The 18,951-nt window shown below is 63.6% G+C and carries 19 protein-coding genes; 3 read left to right on the top strand and 16 right to left on the bottom strand.

All coding sequences use genetic code 11. From position 1 onward, the window contains the following. Positions 1–16: 16 nt before the first annotated feature. Genes ACSQ16_RS06910 through ACSQ16_RS06900 form a run of 3 tightly spaced genes read right to left on the bottom strand, consistent with a single transcriptional unit; the run spans position 17 to position 2,333 of the window. A complete protein-coding gene (locus ACSQ16_RS06910) occupies positions 17–754 on the bottom strand; it encodes a lysophospholipid acyltransferase family protein (RefSeq protein ID WP_243261193.1) in 738 nt (245 codons plus the stop codon). Next, complete coding sequence (locus tag ACSQ16_RS06905) at positions 751–1,659, bottom strand: cell division protein FtsX (RefSeq protein ID WP_243261194.1); 909 nt, start codon at positions 1,657–1,659, stop codon at positions 751–753. The genes ACSQ16_RS06910 and ACSQ16_RS06905 overlap by 4 nt, the downstream gene beginning before the upstream one ends. Then, on the bottom strand, positions 1,656–2,333 hold the full coding sequence (locus ACSQ16_RS06900; RefSeq protein ID WP_067942215.1) for a cell division ATP-binding protein FtsE: 678 nt from the start codon (positions 2,331–2,333) through the stop codon (positions 1,656–1,658). The genes ACSQ16_RS06905 and ACSQ16_RS06900 overlap by 4 nt, the downstream gene beginning before the upstream one ends. 156 nt (positions 2,334–2,489) lie before the next feature. Between ACSQ16_RS06900 and ACSQ16_RS06895 the strand changes: the two genes are divergently transcribed. Next, complete coding sequence (locus ACSQ16_RS06895) at positions 2,490–3,527, top strand: zinc-ribbon domain-containing protein (protein ID WP_338116683.1); 1,038 nt, start codon at positions 2,490–2,492, stop codon at positions 3,525–3,527. Positions 3,528–3,533: 6 nt separating this feature from the next. On the opposite strand, the gene ACSQ16_RS06890 is transcribed toward ACSQ16_RS06895, so the two are convergent. From ACSQ16_RS06890 to argH, 6 genes are read right to left on the bottom strand one after another with little or no spacing between them, the layout of a single operon-like run. Beyond that, positions 3,534–6,083 carry a DUF4175 domain-containing protein gene (locus tag ACSQ16_RS06890; protein ID WP_317405849.1) on the bottom strand — a complete coding sequence of 850 codons (2,550 nt, stop codon included), beginning with the start codon at positions 6,081–6,083 and terminating at the stop codon, positions 3,534–3,536. Between the two features lie 35 nt (positions 6,084–6,118). Further along, on the bottom strand, positions 6,119–7,384 hold the full coding sequence (lysA, locus tag ACSQ16_RS06885; RefSeq protein WP_243261196.1) for a diaminopimelate decarboxylase: 1,266 nt from the start codon (positions 7,382–7,384) through the stop codon (positions 6,119–6,121). A gap of 27 nt (positions 7,385–7,411) precedes the next feature. Further along, positions 7,412–7,729 carry a DUF2834 domain-containing protein gene (locus ACSQ16_RS06880; RefSeq protein WP_243261197.1) on the bottom strand — a complete coding sequence of 106 codons (318 nt, stop codon included), beginning with the start codon at positions 7,727–7,729 and terminating at the stop codon, positions 7,412–7,414. A 1-nt stretch (position 7,730) separates the two neighbouring features. Further along, positions 7,731–7,898 (bottom strand): hypothetical protein, encoded by a 168-nt coding sequence (locus ACSQ16_RS06875; protein ID WP_243261198.1) that lies wholly within the window; start codon positions 7,896–7,898, stop codon positions 7,731–7,733. Continuing rightward, on the bottom strand, positions 7,895–8,074 hold the full coding sequence (locus ACSQ16_RS06870) for a hypothetical protein (RefSeq protein WP_243261199.1): 180 nt from the start codon (positions 8,072–8,074) through the stop codon (positions 7,895–7,897). The genes ACSQ16_RS06875 and ACSQ16_RS06870 overlap by 4 nt, the downstream gene beginning before the upstream one ends. Continuing rightward, complete coding sequence (gene argH / locus ACSQ16_RS06865) at positions 8,071–9,462, bottom strand: argininosuccinate lyase (protein WP_243261200.1); 1,392 nt, start codon at positions 9,460–9,462, stop codon at positions 8,071–8,073. The genes ACSQ16_RS06870 and argH overlap by 4 nt, the downstream gene beginning before the upstream one ends. Before the next feature lie 23 nt (positions 9,463–9,485). Between argH and ACSQ16_RS06860 the strand changes: the two genes are divergently transcribed. Beyond that, a complete protein-coding gene (locus ACSQ16_RS06860; RefSeq protein ID WP_093928398.1) occupies positions 9,486–10,055 on the top strand; it encodes a TlpA family protein disulfide reductase in 570 nt (189 codons plus the stop codon). A 36-nt stretch (positions 10,056–10,091) separates the two neighbouring features. Here ACSQ16_RS06860 and ACSQ16_RS06855 read toward each other — a convergent pair whose 3' ends face one another. Next, complete coding sequence (locus ACSQ16_RS06855; RefSeq protein WP_243261201.1) at positions 10,092–11,165, bottom strand: Hint domain-containing protein; 1,074 nt, start codon at positions 11,163–11,165, stop codon at positions 10,092–10,094. Between the two features lie 197 nt (positions 11,166–11,362). On the opposite strand from ACSQ16_RS06855, the gene ACSQ16_RS06850 reads away from it, so the two are divergent. Continuing rightward, positions 11,363–11,890: a winged helix DNA-binding protein gene (locus ACSQ16_RS06850; RefSeq protein WP_067262160.1), complete on the top strand. Its 528-nt coding sequence runs from the start codon at positions 11,363–11,365 to the stop codon at positions 11,888–11,890. A 39-nt stretch (positions 11,891–11,929) separates the two neighbouring features. Here the strand turns inward: ACSQ16_RS06850 and gap are convergent, their stop codons facing one another. From gap to ACSQ16_RS06820, 6 genes are all read right to left on the bottom strand, one after another. Continuing rightward, a complete protein-coding gene (gene gap / locus ACSQ16_RS06845) occupies positions 11,930–12,931 on the bottom strand; it encodes a type I glyceraldehyde-3-phosphate dehydrogenase (protein ID WP_243261202.1) in 1,002 nt (333 codons plus the stop codon). Positions 12,932–13,076: 145 nt separating this feature from the next. Then, entirely contained in the window at positions 13,077–14,357 is a 1,281-nt protein-coding gene (locus ACSQ16_RS06840) for an amidohydrolase family protein (RefSeq protein ID WP_243261203.1), read from the bottom strand. Positions 14,358–14,413: 56 nt separating this feature from the next. Then, positions 14,414–15,358, bottom strand: coding sequence for an ABC transporter permease (locus tag ACSQ16_RS06835; RefSeq protein ID WP_243261204.1), 945 nt, complete (start codon positions 15,356–15,358; stop codon positions 14,414–14,416). Then, positions 15,358–16,407 (bottom strand): ABC transporter permease, encoded by a 1,050-nt coding sequence (locus ACSQ16_RS06830; RefSeq protein ID WP_243261205.1) that lies wholly within the window; start codon positions 16,405–16,407, stop codon positions 15,358–15,360. The genes ACSQ16_RS06835 and ACSQ16_RS06830 overlap by 1 nt, the downstream gene beginning before the upstream one ends. Further along, positions 16,397–17,944: an ABC transporter ATP-binding protein gene (locus ACSQ16_RS06825; RefSeq protein WP_243261206.1), complete on the bottom strand. Its 1,548-nt coding sequence runs from the start codon at positions 17,942–17,944 to the stop codon at positions 16,397–16,399. The genes ACSQ16_RS06830 and ACSQ16_RS06825 overlap by 11 nt, the downstream gene beginning before the upstream one ends. After that, positions 17,944–18,951, bottom strand: coding sequence for a BMP family protein (locus tag ACSQ16_RS06820; protein ID WP_243261207.1), 1,008 nt, complete (start codon positions 18,949–18,951; stop codon positions 17,944–17,946). Before ACSQ16_RS06820 ends, ACSQ16_RS06825 begins: the two co-directional genes overlap by 1 nt.

The raw sequence follows: 18,951 nt of genomic DNA, 5'->3' as shown, positions 1-18,951 counted from the left end.
GATCATGCCGAAAGCATTAAGCCGTGACCGTAGGCCGCCATCCAGCTTCATGCAGCAAGGCGTTAGAACGGCTTTCAACTTCTTCTTCCAAACGCGCCATAAAGCTTCGCTTATCCAGCCCCGGCTCAATCGGCTCAAGAAACTCGACCACCGCCAAACCCGGTTTGCGGTACAGCCCCCGGCGTGGCCAGAAGTGGCCCGCGTTTGTCGCCACCGGCACACAGACTTGCCCCATCTGGTCATAAAGCACCGCCGTACCAACCTTGTAAGGTGCGCTGAGGCCCGGTGCCACGCGGGTGCCTTGGGAATAGATCACCAACTGCCCCGGCTCGACCCGACCGGCGTTCACGTCGGCCATCATCTTGGTGATCGCCTGCCCGCGTTTGCCACGGTTGACGGCAATCATACCCATCCGTTTGGCGTATTGGCCAATCACCGGAGTCCAAAGCACCTCACGTTTCATAATGAATTTCGCACGCGGCAATGCGTGAAAGATCATCAGGATGTCCAGAAACGATTGGTGTTTCGCAGCCACCAGAACCTCACCATCCGGCACCGTGCCACGCACCTCGCAGCGCAGGCCGATCAGCCAGCGGGCCGACCACATGGCCCAAGCAGCATAGGTCTTGCAGGCCCGATAGGCTCCGCGTTTCGAAAACATCGCCCAAGGCGCAAAGGCCAGCCCGAGCACCGGCATCGCCACGGTCACCTGCACGATATAGAGGATCGACCGGACCCATTGCAGCAGCTTCATGTCAGTTCCCTCAATGTACGCCGCGCGGCTGCCCCGGTTGCGGCAAAGGCCACCGCCCCGACCAAGATCGGCACCATAAGCGGCACCACCCAGTGCCAGCCGCGAAAGCCCAAGCCGGTCAAAAAGCCGCCCGCCTCGCCGGCATCGGGCAACAGAACGACCGCCACCATGCCCAGCACCGTGCCCGCCGCCGCGCCCAAAAGCGCGCGCAGGGTGAAACGGCGGATGAAGGCCCGCGCGATATAGTCATCCGTCGCCCCCACCAGCCGCAGCACCGCGATTACCTGCGCATTGGCGGCCAGCGCGGCCTGCGCGGCCAGCGTCACCATGGCCGCCACCGCCGCCCCGATCAGCAGGGTCGAAATCCAACCCAGCAGCCGCAACCGGCTTGCCGCCGCAACCAACGGCGCGCGCCAGCGGCTGTGGTCATCCAGCACCGCGCCCGGCACCTCGGCCGACAGGCGCAGACGCAGGCCCACCGGGTCCAGCCCCTCGCCTTCCTCGACCACTTCGATCAAGCGCGGCACCGGCAGGCTCTCCATCGCCAGTTCCGGGCCGAACCATGGCGCAAGCAGCTCTTCCTGCTCCGCATCCGTCAGCGCGCGGGCCGAGGCGACGCCCTTGGTCGTCTGCAACACCTTCAAGGCCGCCTCCGTTTGGGCGGCGCGTTGATCCAGCGGTGCCACGATGCGCACCGTGGCTGATTGCGCCAACTCCTGCCCCCAAACCTGCGCCAAGCGGCCCGAGGCGAGCGACAGCGCCAAAGCAAAGACCGCCAGAAAGGCCATTGCGCCCGCTGCGAAAAGCGTCAGTTGCGCGGTAAACCCCGAGGGCGGCACCACGCGGTCCGCTTGCCTGTCGCCTTTAAAAATCGCGCGCAGGGCGCCGATGTCGAACCGCTTCACAAATCCGCCCCCGCCAATTGAATGCGCCGGTTGGCGATGCGCAGCACGCGGGCCTGCACATGCGCCTTGGTGGCGCGGATCAGGCCCAAATCATGGGTGGCGATCAACACGGTCTTGCCCATGCGGTTCAACTCGATCAACAGGCGCAGCAACCGCTGCGACATCTCCCAGTCGATGTTCCCCGTCGGTTCATCCGCCAAAATCACATCCGGCGACATGATCACCGCGCGCGCCAGTGCTGCCCGCTGTCGCTCCCCGCCCGACAGCTCAGGCGGCAGGGCGTCGGCGCGGTTGGTAAGCCCGACCCATGACATCAACTCTTCCAGATCGGTGCCCCCGGCCTCGGCCTGACGGCCAGAGACATTTAGCGGCAGGGCGATATTCTCGGTCAACGGCAGGTGGTCGAGGAATTTCACGTCCTGATGCACCACGCCAACCCGGCGACGCATCAGCGCGATGTCGTCGCGGCCCAGCCCGCGCACATCGGTCCCGAAAATCCGCAGATGCCCCGCCGTGGGCAGCAAGGCCCCGTAGCAGAGCTTCATCAAGGTGGTCTTGCCCGCGCCTGAGGGGCCGGTGAGGAAATGAAACGATCCGGGGGCGAGTTTCAGCGTGATGTCGGACAGCAATTCGCCCCCGCCATAGCTGTAGGCCACATTTTCGAGCTCTATCACGCAACCACCTTAAAACACTTCGACCTGTTGTGCCTCAGCACCGGAAAGGATTCAATCACTCAGAACCCCAGCACCCTGTCCAGATATCACTTTTCCTACGTTATTCTAGGACATATGCTGTCCGTTACGATCCGAGAGCACCGAACGAACCCAGGAATGACCATGCGGCTGATCTGCCCCAACTGCGACGCGCAATACGAAGTCCCCGATGAGGTGATGCCGTTGGCAGGGCGTGATGTGCAATGTTCTAACTGCGGGCAAACGTGGTTTCAGCATCATCCCGACAATGCGCCGGAAGAAGGCGACCGCGACTTTGACGAAGATTTCGACGATGACATGATGCATATGAAGCAACCCGCATCGGGTGATGCGGATGATGAAACATCTGCGGCCGACAGCCTGCCTGATCTCCAGCCTTTCGGGGATGAGGATTACGAGGAAGATGGTATCGAAGACGATGCTTTTGAAGACGACAACCTTGAAGGCGGCGATTTCGAAAACGACTCCTTTGACCCGGAAGAAGAGGCTGAGCGCCCGGCACCCGCCGCCGCACCCGTGCGACGCCCGCTTGATCCTGCCATCGCGGAAATCTTGCGCCAAGAGGCCGCGGCAGAGCAAGAAGCCCGCCGACGTCGGCAGTCTGCTCCGCTGGAAAGCCAACCGGACCTTGGCCTAGATGACGCGCCCCATGCCGCGCCCAAGAAAGCCCCGCGCCCCGACATCGCCGAAGATAATCGTGTGGCTGAGGACCAAGACGCGCGCCGCGCTCATGAGGCCCGTCTGCGCATGGCCAAAATGCGTGGAGAGCCGGTTCCCGAACGCGAGAATGACGCCTACGGCAGCGCGTCGCGCCGGGATCTGCTGCCCGATATCGAAGAGATCAACTCAACCCTGCGCCATGACCGCACGCAGGGCCAGCAGGCGGGGCCAACGCCCACCGCCGCGCTCGACCGCCCTGAAAAACCGCGCAAATCCGGGGGGTTCATGCGCGGCTTCACCGTGATGATCGCCTTGGCCGCCATCTTGGCGGCGGTCTATGTCTATGCGCCGCAGATTGCGCAATCCTTGCCGCAGGCCGATCCTTACCTGTCGTCCTATGTGGCATGGATGGACGACGCGCGAATTTGGCTGGACGGGCAGTTGCAGGATCTGCTGGTCTGGCTCGACACAGTGGCGACCCAGTCACAGGGCTGACTCCGCTTAAAACCGATCCAACAGTCTGTTAAGGTAGTCGCGTTCAACCTCGGGCCGCTCCGCCTCGCCCGAGCGGCGGCGGATTTCGTCCAGCAAACGCCGCGCGCGGCCCTGATCGTCTGGCCCCTGCGCCAGCGGCGCGTCCGAGCTATTGGCCCCATTGCCGCCCTGCTCGCGCCCCAACGGATCGCGCGCCTCGGCCCGGCGGTCGCCCTCAGCGGTGCCTTGACCGGGCTGGCCCTCGCCCTGTTCTTGCTCCATCGCATCGCCAAGCGACCGCATCCCCTCGCGCAGGGCTTCCATGGCCTGTGCCTGATTGTCGATCGCCTCGGCCAACTCATCGCGGCGCAGGGCCTCTCCGGCGCGGTCCATCGCCTCTCCGGCGCGGTCCAGTGCATCACGCGCGGCATCCCCTTCGGGCGTGCCTTGCCCCGGCAGACGCCCTTCTTGACGACGCAACTCATCGCGCAGCGCTTGCTGACGCCCGGCCAGCCCCTCTTCGGCTCCGTCTTCGCCGGATTGGCCGCCCTGCCCTTGCTGGCCCTCATGGCTCTGACCGCGGCCCTGCCCGCCATTGCGGCCTTCGTTGCCTTCATTCTCGCCGGCGCCAGTGCCGGGGTTGAACTGCTCTTGCAGGTCGCGGAAGGCCTGATCGCTCAGCCCCTGTTGCTCGCGTAGGGTTTCCGAGAGCCCCTCCATCGCCTGCTCACCCGGTGAATTGCCACCCTCGCCCGGCTGGCCTTGGGTGACGCGCATGTTCTCCATCATCTCTTGCAACTGGCGCAGCGCCTCTGCGGCCTCGGCCATGCGGCCCTGCTCCATCAACTCCTGAATACGGTCCATCATCCGCTGCAGATCATCTTGCGTCATCTGCATGGACTCGCCTTGGGGCTGCTGGCCTTCGCCCTCGCCCTCCTGCGCCTGTTGGCGCTGGAGTTGCTCCAGATACTCTTCGGTGGCGCGGCGCAATTCCTCCATCAGCTCGGCAATCTCTGCCGACGAAGCACCATTCTTCATCGCCTCATTCAGCCGATTCTGCGCCCGGCGCATCCGCGCCAGCGCATCGGCCAACACGCCTTCTTCCAACTCAATCGCCAGCGCCCAGAGGTCTTCGGCCATCTCGGTCTGAACCTCTTCGTCCAGCCCATAACGCGCCCGGATTTCCAGACGGCGGATCATTTGCTTGAGCCGCAGAACCGTGACATCCGATCGCAGGTCCTCCCCCGGCGCATAGGTCACGGCGCGAAGCACCTGCGCGATGCGTGGCGCATTGGCCCGCGACCACAAAAGATCGCGGCGCATCTCAATGACTGCCGCCGCTGCCGGATCAAAAAAGCGCCGTCCCGGCAGGGTCAACTGGCTCACCTCCGTCGCGGCTTGCTGTTCGGCGGCGTCCAGCACGGAAAGCTCTAGGGACACTGGCAGATTGGCCCAAGGGTGTTTCGAGAAATTCTCGATCAAGCTCTCTTCAAACTCGCGCCGGTCACCGGTGATCGGCATGGGCAACGGCACGACGATCTCGGGCCGTGTGTCAGGGTCGATGGTCAACCCATAGCGGCGGTCGACGGAGGCCAGATCAAGGCTGATCCGCGCCTCGCCTGCTTCGACGCCGTAGTCATCCCGCGCGGCAAACGGCAGGCTCATCTCGCCCAAAGCAGTCACCTCGGGCGGGCCTTGTCGCTCGATCTGCGGGACGGCGTCGGGCAGCATCGTGATCTGCCATGCTCGCGCGCCCGGGCCCTCGATGCTGATCTCGCCGCTTTGGCGCAGGGTGAAATCCTGCGCGGGCCCAGAGGTCGTGCCCCCCTCGCGGCCCGATACGGTTTCTTGCACCGTCAACGCACCCAACTCTCCGTAAAGCCGCAGGGTGATCAACGTGCCCGCAGGCAGAGACAGCGCCCCGGCCTCTAGATCATTCAGATAAAGCGTTGGTTTCCCAGTATGGCGCGGCGGCTCGGCCCAGCCTTCCCAAACCGGGCCAGAGGCCAGCGCGCCGCCCGCCCCGCCGGGGGTCAGCTGCGTCACCTCACCCAACCGCCAGACCGAGCCGAAGACCAGTGCAACGACGAAAGCCAGCAGCGCCACATAGCGCAGCGCATAGGGATCGGCCTGCGCGACCCGCAGATCACCCTTGACCGGCTGCGCCTGCGCGGCCCGCGCGGCCATACGTTTCTGATGGGCCTGCCAGACCGCCGCCGAGGCTGTGTCGCCCGCGCCAATCGCCTGATCGTCCAAAAGCGCCCGAATGGGCCGCCCCGGCAGGCTGGCATCCAGCCGCGCCAAGGCCTCTGCCTGAGAGGGAATGCGAAAGCGCCGCAGCGCGAAAACCAATGTGCCGAGAAACCCAAGGCCCACAGCGGCCAGCACACCCCAAAGCAGATCACCGACCAGACTGTCCTGCGCCCCCATCATCAGCAGCGCCAGCACCGCCAGTACCAGCGTCAGCATCGGCCAAAGCGCCTGCACCAGCGCCTCGGCCCACATCCCCGCCCAAGTCAGCCGCAAGGGCCGCCGCAATGCGCGCAGCCCGTCTGTCTTGTCAGTGGATGTTTCCATGCGTCACGCTCCGGTGGCCCGGCGGCGGGATGCCGTCAGAGCCATTCAGGGATGGTATCGCGGTTTATCATTTCGTCAAAGCTTGGCCGTGGGCGGATAACCGCGAATTGATCGCCATTGACCAGCACCTCGGGGATCAGGGGCCGCGAATTATATTCGCTGCTCATCACCGCGCCGTAGGCTCCGGCAGAGCGGAAGGCCACCAGATCACCGGACCCGAGCACCGGCATCATTCGCTGCTTGGCGAAAGTATCACCGGATTCGCAGACCGGGCCGACGATATCCACCGGGCGCGGCTCTGCCCCAGGCGCGGGTTCGTTCAGCGGCACGATGTCATGCCACGCATCATACATCGCGGGACGTATCAGATCGTTCATCGCGGCATCAAGGATCAGGAAATCGCGGCCCTCGCCGGATTTGAAGTAGATCACTTCGCTCACCAGCACACCTGCGTTGCCCGCGATCAGGCGGCCCGGCTCGATCTCGACCTCGCAGCCCAGATGCCCCAGCGTGCGCTGCACCATCGCGCCGTAATCCGTTGGCAGTGGCGGGGCGGTGTTGGAGCGCTCATAGGGAATGCCCAGACCGCCGCCAAGGTCCAGCCGCCGGATGTTATGACCATCGGCGCGCAGCACTTCGGTCAGTTCCGCAACCTTGCCATAGGCCTGCTCAAAGGGGGCAAGATCGGTGAGCTGGCTGCCGATATGCACGTCGATGCCGATGATCTCCAAGCCCGGCAACTTGGCCGCCATGGCATAAACATCGCGGGCGCGGGCGATGGGGATGCCGAACTTATTCTCGCTCTTGCCGGTGGCGATCTTGGCATGGGTTTTGGCGTCAACGTCCGGGTTCACGCGAATGGTGATCGGGGCCACTTTGCCCAATTCGCGCGCCACGACATCCAGCAGGATCATTTCCGGCTCGCTCTCGACGTTGAACTGACGGATACCGCCGGTTAGCGCCAATTCGATCTCTTCGCGGGTTTTGCCGACGCCGGAAAAGACGATCCTGTCGCCCGGCACGCCTGCCGCCTTGGCGCGGCGGTATTCCCCGCCCGAGACCACATCCATCCCCGCGCCTGCCTGCGCCAGTGTGCGCAGAACGGCTTGGTTGGAATTGGCCTTCATCGCGTAGCAGACCAGATGATCCATGCCCGAGAGCGCGTCGTCAAAGAGGTGGAAATGGCGTAGCAGCGTGGCGGTGGAATAGACATAGACCGGCGTACCGACAGCGGCGGCAATCTCGGCCAGGCTTACGTCTTCGGCATGCAACACACCGTCTTTATAGAGAAAATGATCCATCTGCGCTTGGCCCCATGTCGTCGCCGCTTATCTGATGGGCGCTGTCCGCAGGAAAAGATAGAGCGGCAGGCCACAGCTCACCCCAATACAGAACGTGGCGGGAATGGCAATCAGGCTGAGGAAATTCCGGCGCACGGCGACCTCGGCGATGATCCAGATGGTCAAAGTCACGGCAGCGATGGTCAGGTCCCAGACCAGCCCGCTGGCGGCGGCATTGGCGTGCCATGCGTCCACCATGGCGCTCAGGCTCCAGCCTTCGGCGTTGAACCATGTGACGAAGTAATACATCGGATGAATCGTGCCCCAAATCGCGAGGGCAAGGTAGAGCATACGCAGCGTCGACATCTTAGAAACTCTTCACCACGCCGACGGTGGCGTAGCCCGACAGGCTGATTCCCGTTTCAGCAGGTGGCGGCGGCGTGTCTTGTCGTGCGGAAGAAGATGTACGCGGCGGAGTGCAACCGGCCAAGGCAATCGCCCCAGCCAGCAATGCGACAGCGAAAAGCGGCCTCATGACCCCATACCAAGAGCCAGCGAGAACGGCCCGCGCCGCAGACCGACAGCGGTGCCGACCGAGACGCCCGAAGACGACATGGTAACGCTGCTGCTGGCCGTGGGCCGCACCGGTTCACCATCCGCGCCGCAGGCGGCAAGGGTCAGCAGAGACAGGATCGCAAGGCTGCGTTTCACTTCAGGATTTCCTTCCAACGCTCGACTTGGGCACGCACCTGCGCAGGGGCGGTGCCGCCATAGGACATGCGCGAGTTTACCGAGTTATCGACGCCAAGCACATCAAAAATATCCTGCGTGATCTCGGCGTGCACCGATTTCATCTGCTCCAGCGTGAGGTCCGGCAGATCGCAGCCCTGTTTCTCGGCCATAGCGACCAGCGTGCCGGTCACATGGTGCGCGTCGCGGAACGGTAGGTTCGGCACGCGCACCAGCCAATCGGCCAGATCGGTAGCGGTGGAGAAGCCCGAGCCTGCGGCAGCGGCGAGGTTCTCGCGCTCGGCGGTCATGTCGCCCACCATCCCGGTCATCGCGGCGAGCGCCAGCATCAGGTTGTCGGCGGCGTCAAAGACCTGCTCTTTGTCTTCCTGCATGTCCTTGGAATAGGCCAGCGGCAGCCCCTTCATCACGATCATCAGCGCGGTATTCGCGCCAAAGATACGGCCTACCTTGGCGCGGATCAACTCGGCGGCGTCGGGGTTCTTTTTCTGCGGCATGATGCTGGAGCCGGTCGAGAAACGATCCGACAGCGCCACGAAACGGAACTGCGCCGAGGACCAGATGACCAGTTCTTCGGCAAAGCGCGACAGGTGCATGGCGCAGATGCTGGCCGCGCCCATGAACTCAAGCGCGAAGTCGCGGTCGCTGACGGCGTCGAGGCTGTTGGCGGCGGGGCGGTCAAAACCGAGTGCCTCTGCCGTCATGTCCCGGTCAATCGGGAAGGAGGTGCCAGCCAGTGCGGCAGCGCCCAGCGGGCATTCGTTCATCCGTTTGCGCGCATCGCGAAAGCGCGACAGGTCACGGCCAAACATCTCGACATAGGCCATCATGTGATGGCCCCATGTGACGGGTTGTGCGGTTTGCAGATGGGTAAAACCGGGCATAACCCAATCCGCGCCCGCCTCGGCCTGAGACAAAAGCGCGCGGATCAGCGCTTGCAGACCCTCATCGGCGGCGTCCAACTGGTCGCGCACCCAGAGTTTGAAATCGGTGGCGACTTGATCATTCCTGCTGCGGCCCGTGTGCAAGCGACCTGCGGGCTCACCGATCAGGTCTTTCAACCGCGCCTCGACGTTCATGTGGATGTCTTCGAGCGCGGCGGAGAATTCAAACCGGCCTTCTTCGATCTCTGACAAGATCGTGAGAAGCCCTTCCCGTATCGCGTCAGCGTCGTTATCAGTCAGGATGCCCGTGGCTGCCAGCATGGCGGCATGGGCACGCGACCCGGCGATGTCTTGTGCGGCCATCCGTTTGTCGAACCCGATCGAGGCGTTGATCGCCTCCATGATCGCGTCCGGTCCGGCGGCGAAACGGCCACCCCACATTTTGTTCGAGGTCGTGTCGGTCATGTTGAATACCCTTGGAGGGACGTATGAAAAATCTCGTGCTCGGCTTCGTTTATACGCTGCTTGTCGCAGGTGCAAACCCCGCCCTTGCCGGAACGGCTGACATCGCGGGGCTGCGCGACGGGGACATGAAGAAACTCGTGATCCATGACGCGCCGCAAGCGGCCTCTGACGTGACTTTTGAGCGTGAGGACGATGGCGAGGCGATGTCGCTGGCAGATTATGAAGGCAAGATCGTGCTGGTGAACTTCTGGGCCACATGGTGCGCACCCTGCCGCAAGGAGATGCCGCAGTTGAACGCGCTGCAAAAGGAATTTGGCGGCGATGATTTTCAGGTGCTGACCATCGCCACGGGGCGCAACTCTGAAGAAGGGATCAAGCGTTTCTTTGAAGAGGCCGGCGTCGACAACCTGCCCCGTCACCAAGACCCCAAACAAAAGCTCGCCAGCCAGATGGGCGTTTTCGGCCTGCCGATCAGCGTGATCCTTGACCGTGAGGGACGCGAGATTGCCCGATTGCAGGGCGACGCGGAGTGGGACTCTGAGAGCGCGCGGGCGATCATCGCGGCGCTGATCAAAGAAGACGCAGAGAGCTAAAGTTCAGCCGCAAGGTCGGGCGTACGCGCCCGGCCCTCACGCCACATGCCGCAGGATCGCCGCCTCTGACGTGCAGAGATTGCGACGTGCGAAGCCACCGTAGCTGTGCGGATCAGCCGCCAACTGCGGATGCGCCGCAAGCAGACGCGCCCGGTCCCGCGCGCCAAGACTGGTGAGCGGGGCGGAGGCGGGATGAAAGCTCTCGGTCTCGACCCCATTGGCCCACATCACCTGATGCTCGGCCAGCAGCACATGGATATAGGTCACCTCGCGCAGGGACATATCGCTGGCCACGCTGCGCCCGTTAATCAGGTCTTTGGCCGCGACCAACACCTCGTCACAATTAAACAAATCGCGGGCTTGCGGGCCTTGCAGCACGATCCGGTGGTCGGGCGAGACCAACAGCGGAGCGTCGGGCCGGGCGAGCCCCAAGGCACCCGCGCGGAACCGCACGGGCCGCAGATGCGGCATGGCATGCAGCCGCGCGCCGCTCATCCGGCGGCTGCCGATCCACTCCAGCGGCTGCGCGCCGTTGTCTTTGGTCTGGATCAGATCGCCCTCGCGCAGATCTTCGATCAGGGCGCTGCCCATGGGCGTGCGAATGCGGGTGCCGGGGGTAAAGCAGATGACACCGCCACTCTCGACCTCCAAGAGCCTATCACGCTGCGGTTTTAAGGTGCTGTGCATCACCCAGAGTTCACAGTCACGCGGCGGCAATTCATCGACAAACATCAACAACGGCGTGCGACCTTGGCCTGCGTCAATCAGCGTGACAGTGTAGGTCCGCGCGCCGTTGGTGACCATGAAACTGTTGTCGAGCGGTGGGGCGGTATGGCCTCTACGCTGGGCTTTGGAAGGCATCACGCCGCCCTCCTCCAGCGCCGCGCCGATCAGGCGCTGCACCTTGCGGGCCGCGCGCTTGCGCAGCTGCTCCGCCCCGTCCGCCATATCCAGCCGCAATACATCATTCGGCCCATCCACACGGAGAGTGTCCCCGCGCCACGACCAAGCCGCGCCCAGTTCGAGCGACTGCACCGGCGCGGCCTCCAGACCGTCGATCTCTGTTTGCGACCAGCTGATGACAAACGTGCCTCGAAAGCCCGTTTTCATTACTGCTCTGCCTGCCTCGTGTTTTTATTGACGCCAGCCTAACAAAGCCGCTGCCCTCGCGGAAGATGGCATGAATGTGGCATTTCAATCTGTTGCAAATTGATCTTCATGCGTCACACGGACAAAGACACGCCGAACGCTTGTAAATCGCCAGCGTCTTGGTAACGTTATTCAGGTCAAACAGCCGGAGGCACCGCATGTCGGAAGAAGTACCCCCCACCCCGTCGCGCCGGATCGTCTCTTCGCGGCATTTGGCCGAGGGCGACGGCTGGGAAGCCTCCGAACTCGAATACGGGATGATCATCGCCTATAACGCCTTCACGCGCTGGATGTCGCGCTGCATGGCGGCGGCGGGCAATGGGGATTTGACGCCTTTGGAAATCCTCGTGCTGCATAACGCCAACCACCGGGGCCGGGAAAAGCGGCTGACGGATATCTGTTTTCTGCTGAACATCGAAGACACGCATACGGTGAACTATGCGCTGCGCAAACTGGTGAAAGCGGAACTGCTGAGTGCCGAAAAACGCGGTAAGGAGGTGTTCTATCGCACCTCCCCCGCCGGGGCCGAGCTGTGTGAGGCCTATCGCGCAATCCGTCAGGCGTGCTTTCTCGACGGGTTGCCGCGCACCGATATCTCGGGCGAGGAGCTGCGCAAGATCGCGGCGCAGCTTCGGGCGATGTCAGGGCAATATGACCAAGCGAGCCGCGCGGCGGCGTCGCTGTAGAGCATGGGCGCGAGGGCTGCCCCCCGCGCCAGCTATAGCTTAGATCAACGCGGCAATGGCACGCGCGGTGTCGTTCATGCGGTTCGAGAAACCCCATTCATTGTCATACCAGCTGACCACACGGATCATGCCGCCATCGGTCACCCGCGTCTGCTCGGGCGCAAGGGTAGAAGAATGCGGATCGTGGTTGAAATCAGCCGACACCAGCGGCGCGGGCTCATAGGCCAAGACGCCCTTCAGCGCGCCATTGGCCGCCTCTTGCATCGCCGCGTTTACCGCCTCCGCCGTGGCGGGTTTCTTAGGCATGATGCACAGGTCCACGAGCGAGACATTGGCCGTCGGCACCCGCACGGCAGAGCCTTCGAGTACCCCTTTGAGATGCGGGATCACTTCGGAAATTGCAGCTGCAGCACCGGTTGATGTGGGCACCATCGACAGGGCGGCGGCGCGGCCACGGTAAGGGTCGCGGTGCGGGCTGTCATGGGTCGGCTGGTCGCCGGTATAGGCATGGATCGTGGTCATATAGCCGGTCTCGATCCCGAAGGTGTCGTCGAGCACTTTGGCCACCGGGGCGAGACAGTTGGTGGTACAAGAGGCGTTGGAGACGATGACATCTTCGGCAGTCAGTTCCTGATGGTTCACCCCGTAAACCACGGTGCGATCCACGCCCTTGCCCGGGGCCGAGATCAGCACCCGCTTGCTGCCGTTTTCCAAATGTTTCGCCGCCGCATCGCGCGTGGTGAAGAACCCGGTGCATTCATAGGCCACATCGACATCGCCCCACGGCAGTTTCGCCGGATCACGCTCTGCCGTCATGCGGATGGTCTGACCTGCGACATGCAGGCTACCGTCTCTCAATTCCGCGTCCGCGGTCAGGCGGCCATGAACGGAGTCGTATTTCAGCAGGTGCAGCAGGTTCTCGGCATCGGTCAGGTCGTTGATGGCAACGACTTCAATCCCGTCAAAGCCGTTCTCGATCAGCGCACGCAGTACGCAGCGGCCAATGCGGCCGAAGCCGTTGATGGCGATTTTTGTGGTCATGGTGAATCCTCCGGTGGCCCAGTTTCGGGCAGATTGGCGCGGTTAGCGCTAACATAGCAGCAGGTGCAGAGGAGTTCAATCGGCCATAGAAACGAAAACGGCGCCCGCTGGGGGGCGCCGTCCTAGGTGTTGGTAAACGCTAGGTTTATGAATGTGCGCTATGGCGGCGGCGCACGCTGTCGGGCCGCCCGGGCAGGTTCAGCCGCGCGTCATTGCGGGACTGGCGTGAGATGACACGGCCCTTGGCCACCACGCAGAGCCGGTCGGGCCGCAGGCGCAGCGCCTCAATCGGGTTGCCCGCGTCCAGCACCACCAGCGAGGCGGTCGCGCCGACGCGCAGCCCGTAGTCCTGCAAGCCGAGGATCCGCGCGTTCACATTCGTCACCATGTCGAAACAGCGGTGCATTTCTTCGGGCGAGGTCATCTGCGCCACATGCAGCCCCATGAAGGCCACGTCGAGCATGTCGCCCGTGCCCATGGAATACCACGGGTCCATCACACAGTCCTGCCCCCAGCCGACGTCGATGCCCATGGCCTGCATCTCCTTCACGCGGGTCAGCCCACGGCGTTTCGGGTAGGTATCGTGGCGGCCCTGCAGGGTGATGTTGATCAGCGGATTGGGGATCGCGGCGACCTCGGCTTCGGCCATCAGCGGCAACAGTTTCGAGACATAGTAATTGTCCATCGAATGCATCGAGGTCAGATGCGAGCCGGCCACCCGGCCCTGCAGCCCGAGGCGTTGGGTCTCATAGGCCAGCGTCTCAATATGGCGCGAATGGGGGTCGTCAGTCTCGTCGCAATGCAGGTCGACCATCAGGCCGCGCTCGGCGGCGAGTTCGCAAAGGGCGGTGACCGAACGCGCGCCATCGGCCATGGTGCGCTCGAAATGCGGGATGCCGCCCACCACGTCGACGCCCATGTCGAGCGCGCGAAGGGTGTTTTCATGCGCGGTGGGGTCGCGGTAGAGGCCGTCTTGCGGGAAGGCGACGAGTTGCAAGTCGATGTAGTCCTTCACCGTTTCGCGCACGTCGAGCAGGGCTTCGACGCCCAGAAGCCGGTCATCGCAGGTATCGACATGGCTGCGGATCGCCAGAAGGCCCAATGAGGCGGCCCAGTCGCAATATTCCAGCGCGCGGGCTTTGACCTCGTCCTGGGTCATCACCTCCTTGAGTTCGCCCCAGAGGCCGATGCCCTCCAGCAGGGTGCCGGAGGCGTTGATCCGCGGGGTGCCGTAGCTGAGCGTGGCATCCATGTGGAAATGCGGGTCGACGAAGGGTGGGCTGACGAGGTCTCCGCTGGCGTCGATAGTTTCGCGCGCTTCAGCGGTAGAGAGGTCTTCGATGGCGGTGATTTTGTCGGCCTTGATGCCGATGTCGGTGCTGCGGCCATCGGGGAGCGTGCCGCCTTTGATGATGAGGTCGAACATGGGGTTACTCGTGTGTTTGATTTGGCCCGGCGAAGGGCGTGGTGGGAAGCGTCAACTCAGCGCTCCCCCTTGTTGAACGGCACCATCAGCGCCGCTGGCACCTGTGCCCGGCGGGACATCACGACAAGCGCAAGGATCGACAGGATATAAGGCGCCATCAGGAAGATTTGATAGGGAATGTCGGCCCCGAGCGGCGTTTGCTGCACACGGATTTGCAACGCATCAAAGGCCGCGAACAGCACCGCGCCCAAGAGCGTCTTGCCCGGTTTCCACGAGCCAAAGACCACCAGCGCGATGCAGATCCAGCCGCGTCCGTTGACCATCTCGAAGAAAAAGGAGTTGAACGCGCTCATCGTCAGGAACGCCCCGCCCACGGCCATGAACCCGCTGCCGACCATCACTGCGCAGATGCGGATGGCGGAAACGCTGAGGCCCTGCGCCTCGACCGCTGCCGGGTTTTCGCCCGCCGCGCGCAGGGCAAGGCCCATGGGCGTGCGGTAAAGGACAAGCGTCACAGCGACGACCAGCACAAAGGCGAGATAGGTCAGCGGCGTTTGGTTAAACAGCGCGGGGCCGATCACGGGGATGTCGGAGAGGATCGGGATTTCAAGCGGTTGAAAGGCTTCGATCTTGGGGGGCGAAGTCACTTCAGGCAGCGCGAGGCGGTAGCAGTAATAGGTGAGCGAGGTCGCCAGAAGCGTGATGCCAAGGCCGACGACATGCTGGCTGAGGCCAAAGGGCACGGTCAGCACCCCATGCACCAAGCCAAAGGCCATGCCCGAAAGCATCGCCACCGCCACGCCGAACCACAACCCGCCGCCGAGATAGACGGTAAGCCAACCGGCGAAAGCGCCGACGACCATGATGCCTTCGATGCCGAGGTTCAGCACCCCTGCCCGCTCGCAAATGAGCTCGCCCAAGGCGGCGAAGATCAGCGGCGAGGCGATGCGGATCGCGGCGGTCCAGAAGCTCGCTTGAAGGAGAATATCGAAAATATCCATCAGTCGCGCCTCACCCGGAATTTGGTCAGCATGATCGCCAACACCATCGCCAGAAGCGCCAGCGCCAGCATGATATCGGCGAGGTAGGTCGGCACGCCCGCGGCGCGGCTCATGCTGTCGGCCCCAACGAAGATGCCCGCGACGAAGAGGGCGGCAACCACCACGCCCAAGGGATTTAGCAGCGCCAGCATGGCGACGATGATCCCGGTGTAGCCAAAGCCGGGCGAGATATCCAACGTGAGGTTACCCTTAAGCCCCGCCACCTCGGAAAAGCCCGCCAGCGCAGCGAGACCACCCGACAGCAGCGCAGTCTTGATGAGCGTGGCGTTGACCGGGATGCCCGCGAACCGCGCGGCCGCAGGGTTCAGCCCCACCGCGCGCATCTCGTAACCCAGCGTGCTGCGGCGTTGGATCATCCAGACGACGAAGGCCGAGATCAGCGCGAGGCCGAAGCCCCAGTGCAGCCGCAGCCCCTCGGCGATGCGCGGCAGTCGTGCCTCTGCGATCAGCCGCGCGGACTTGGGCCAACCAAGGCCCATCGGGTCTTTCAGCGACCCTTCGAGCAGCATGGAGACCCAGAGCAGGACGACGAAATTCAGTAGCAGCGTGGTGACAACTTCATCAACGCCAAAGCGGGTCTTGAGGAAGGTCGGCACCAGCAGCACCACGGCCCCGGCGAGCATGGCGGCGACGGCGATCGTCGGCAGCAGCGCGAAGGCGGGCCATGCCAGCGTGCCGGTGCCCAGCACAACGGTGACCACCGCGCCCATGTAGAGTTGCGCTTCGGCCCCGATGTTCCACAGCTTCGCGCGGAAGGCGACAGCGACGGCCAGACCGGTAAAGATCAGCGGCGTGGCGCGGTTGAGCGTCTCCAGCAGCGCGAATTTCGAGCCGAAGGCGCCTTTGACGATCAGGCCCAGCACCGAGAACGGCTGTGCGCCTGCGATCATGGCCAGCAGAGAGGCCACGACCACGGTGGCGAAAAGCGCCAGCGCGGGCAGGCCCAGCGAGCGGGTCCATGTGGGGTTGGCGATGGGCTCAAGCCGCATGAGGGGCCTCCTCAAAACCGTCACCGGCCATCCAGACGCCAAGCTCGGCGGGGGTGAGTGCGCCGCGGGCGAAACCGGGCGAAAGGCGGCCTTCGGAGATCACGTGGATCACGTCCGACAGCGCTGTCACCTCGTCGAGGTCTTCGGAGATCAGCAGCACCGCCGCCCCCCGATCCCGGGCGGCGAGCAGTTGTTCATGCACGTAGGTCAGCGCACCGATATCAAGGCCGCGCACCGGCTGATTGGCCAGCACCACCGAAGGCGCGGTCTCCAACACGCGCCCCAAGATCAGCTTTTGCATGTTGCCGCCCGACAGCAACCGGATCCGGGTTTCTGGGCCGGGGCAGCGCACGTCGTAGCCTTGGATGATCTTGGCGGCGAAGTCGCGCGCGGCGCGCCAGTTCATCCAGCCATGGCGGGAGAAACCGGGACGGGAGTAGAGTTCAAGCACCGCGTTCTCGGTGAGATCGAAGTCGGCGATAGTGCCGGTCTTGTGGCGGTCCTCGGGGATGCGGGCGATTCCCGCGCTGATGGCGGCATGGGGCGACCAGCCGCGCGGGGCGTCGCCTTTCACGTGAAACGTGCCCGACGCGGGGCGGATCAGCCCGCCGATCAGGTCGGCCAGCGCGGTTTGGCCGTTGCCGGAGACCCCGGCAAGGCCGGTGATCTGGCCCGCACGCAACTCAAGATCGACATTCTTTAGCCCGGGTGCTGAGCCGATGTCAGGCGAAGAGACGCCTGCCAACGTGACCAGCGCGGCACCCGGATCGGCACGGCGGACGACGGGGGCGGCGACCTCGGAGCCGACCATCATCTGCGCCATCCGCGCGCGGTCGGTCTCGGAGGTCTTGGCTTCGGCCACCAGCTTGCCATGGCGCAGCACCACGACGCGCGAGGAAATCGCCATGACCTCATGCAGTTTATGCGAGATAAAGATCACCGAGAGGCCAAGCGCCACGGCTTTGCGCATAGTGGCAAAAAGATCGTCGGTCTCTTGCGGGGTGAGAACGGCGGTGGGCTCGTCCAAAATCAGGATCCGCGCTTCGCGGAAAAGGGCTTTGAGGATCTCGACCCGCTGCCGCTCGCCCACGCTAAGGCTGCCGACCTGTGCGTCGGGGTCCACCCTCAGCCCGTAGTCCTCCATCAGCGTGACAATCCGCTGACGCGCCTGCGCACGGCCAAAACCGGGGCGCCAGATCGAGCGGGTGCCGAGCACGATATTTTCCAGCACGGTCATATTGTCGGCCAGCGTGAAATGCTGGTGCACCATGCCGACGCCCGCGGCCAGCGCGGCACGCGGATTGCCCGCAGGTAAGCGCTCGCCGAAAACCTCAACATGGCCTTCGTCGGGCGTGTAGTGGCCAAACAGGATATTCATCAGCGTGGTCTTGCCCGCGCCGTTTTCGCCCAGCAGGGCAATGACTTCGCCTTGCCGCAGATCAAAGCTGATCGCGTCATTGGCGGTGAGTTTGCCAAATCGTTTGGTAATATTATCGAGGCGCAGGACAACCTGCGCCTCGGAACTTGGATCGGTCATTAAGAGGACTTCGGTTCTTCGTCGTTGATGTCGACGGTGAAGGAGCCGTCCTTGATCGCCTGCTCGCGTTCCTTGACCAGATCCAGCGCCTCTTGCGGGACTTTGCCCTCGAAGGTGCCAAGCGGTGCCAGCGAAGACCCGCCCTCGGACATGAAGGAATAGCGGCCATAATCGTCGGCCATGAACGCGCCTGCTTTGACGGCGGCGATGGCGGCATCAAGCGTCGGCTCGAAATGCCACAGAGCCGAGGCGACGACGGTTTCGGGGTACTCGGCTTGCGTATCGATCACATTGCCGATGGCCAGAATGCCTTTTTCCTGCGCCGCGTCCGACACGCCAAAGCGCTCGGCATAGAGCACATCGGCCCCCTGCTCGACCATGGCAAAGGCGGTTTCCTTGGCCTTGGGCGGATCGAACCAAGAGCCGATGAAGCTGACTTGGAACTTGATATCGGGGTTCATTTCCGCGGCACCCGCCATGAAGGCATGCATCAGGCGGTTCACCTCAGGGATCGGGAAGCCGCCGACCATGCCGATGTTGCCGCTCTCGGTCATGGCACCGGCGATGATGCCCGACAGATACGCCGCATCTTGGATGTAGTTGTCGAAGACCGCAAAATTGGGCAGCGCATCGTCTTGCTTGAAGCTGGAGCCCATGAGGAAAGCGACATCGGGGTAATCGGCAGCGACTTCGCGCGCTTCGGCTTCGGCACCAAAGACTTCGCCGACGATCAACTGGTTCCCGGCCTCGGCATATTCGCGCAACACGCGGGCGTAGTCGGTGTTGGAGACGTTTTCGGTGAAGGTATATTCGATGTCGCCGCGCGCCTGTGCGGCTTCGGCAGCTTTGTGGATGCGGCTGACCCACTGCTGTTCGACCGGCACGGTATAGACGCCAGCGACTTTAAGCGGCTCGGCAGCCAGCGCGCCCTGTGGCAAAAGGCTGGCCCCGGCCAGCATGGCCGCCGTGCCCAATAGGAAGCGGCGTGTGAGATTGCGTTGTGTCAT

The sequence above is a fragment of the Sulfitobacter sp. SH24 genome (assembly GCF_965641895.1).
Classification (GTDB): domain Bacteria; phylum Pseudomonadota; class Alphaproteobacteria; order Rhodobacterales; family Rhodobacteraceae; genus Sulfitobacter; species Sulfitobacter dubius.
Note: the sequence above shows the minus strand (reverse complement) of the source record. Positions and strands in the feature narration are given on the sequence as shown.

What these genes read in the sequence shown, in the direction of transcription:
- ACSQ16_RS06910 (WP_243261193.1), bottom strand. Translation starts at nt 754, where the DNA reads ATGAAGCTGCTGCAATGGGTCCGGTCGATCCTCTATATCGTGCAGGTG.
- ACSQ16_RS06895 (WP_338116683.1), top strand. Translation starts at nt 2,490, where the DNA reads ATGACCATGCGGCTGATCTGCCCCAACTGCGACGCGCAATACGAAGTC.
- ACSQ16_RS06890 (WP_317405849.1), bottom strand. Translation starts at nt 6,083, where the DNA reads ATGGAAACATCCACTGACAAGACAGACGGGCTGCGCGCATTGCGGCGG.
- lysA (WP_243261196.1), bottom strand. Translation starts at nt 7,384, where the DNA reads ATGGATCATTTTCTCTATAAAGACGGTGTGTTGCATGCCGAAGACGTA.
- ACSQ16_RS06880 (WP_243261197.1), bottom strand. Translation starts at nt 7,729, where the DNA reads ATGTCGACGCTGCGTATGCTCTACCTTGCCCTCGCGATTTGGGGCACG.
- ACSQ16_RS06875 (WP_243261198.1), bottom strand. Translation starts at nt 7,898, where the DNA reads ATGAGGCCGCTTTTCGCTGTCGCATTGCTGGCTGGGGCGATTGCCTTG.
- argH (WP_243261200.1), bottom strand. Translation starts at nt 9,462, where the DNA reads ATGACCGACACGACCTCGAACAAAATGTGGGGTGGCCGTTTCGCCGCC.
- ACSQ16_RS06860 (WP_093928398.1), top strand. Translation starts at nt 9,486, where the DNA reads ATGAAAAATCTCGTGCTCGGCTTCGTTTATACGCTGCTTGTCGCAGGT.
- ACSQ16_RS06855 (WP_243261201.1), bottom strand. Translation starts at nt 11,165, where the DNA reads ATGAAAACGGGCTTTCGAGGCACGTTTGTCATCAGCTGGTCGCAAACA.
- ACSQ16_RS06850 (WP_067262160.1), top strand. Translation starts at nt 11,363, where the DNA reads ATGTCGGAAGAAGTACCCCCCACCCCGTCGCGCCGGATCGTCTCTTCG.
- gap (WP_243261202.1), bottom strand. Translation starts at nt 12,931, where the DNA reads ATGACCACAAAAATCGCCATCAACGGCTTCGGCCGCATTGGCCGCTGC.
- ACSQ16_RS06840 (WP_243261203.1), bottom strand. Translation starts at nt 14,357, where the DNA reads ATGTTCGACCTCATCATCAAAGGCGGCACGCTCCCCGATGGCCGCAGC.
- ACSQ16_RS06835 (WP_243261204.1), bottom strand. Translation starts at nt 15,358, where the DNA reads ATGGATATTTTCGATATTCTCCTTCAAGCGAGCTTCTGGACCGCCGCG.
- ACSQ16_RS06830 (WP_243261205.1), bottom strand. Translation starts at nt 16,407, where the DNA reads ATGCGGCTTGAGCCCATCGCCAACCCCACATGGACCCGCTCGCTGGGC.
- ACSQ16_RS06825 (WP_243261206.1), bottom strand. Translation starts at nt 17,944, where the DNA reads ATGACCGATCCAAGTTCCGAGGCGCAGGTTGTCCTGCGCCTCGATAAT.
- ACSQ16_RS06820 (WP_243261207.1), bottom strand. Translation starts at nt 18,951, where the DNA reads ATGACACAACGCAATCTCACACGCCGCTTCCTATTGGGCACGGCGGCC.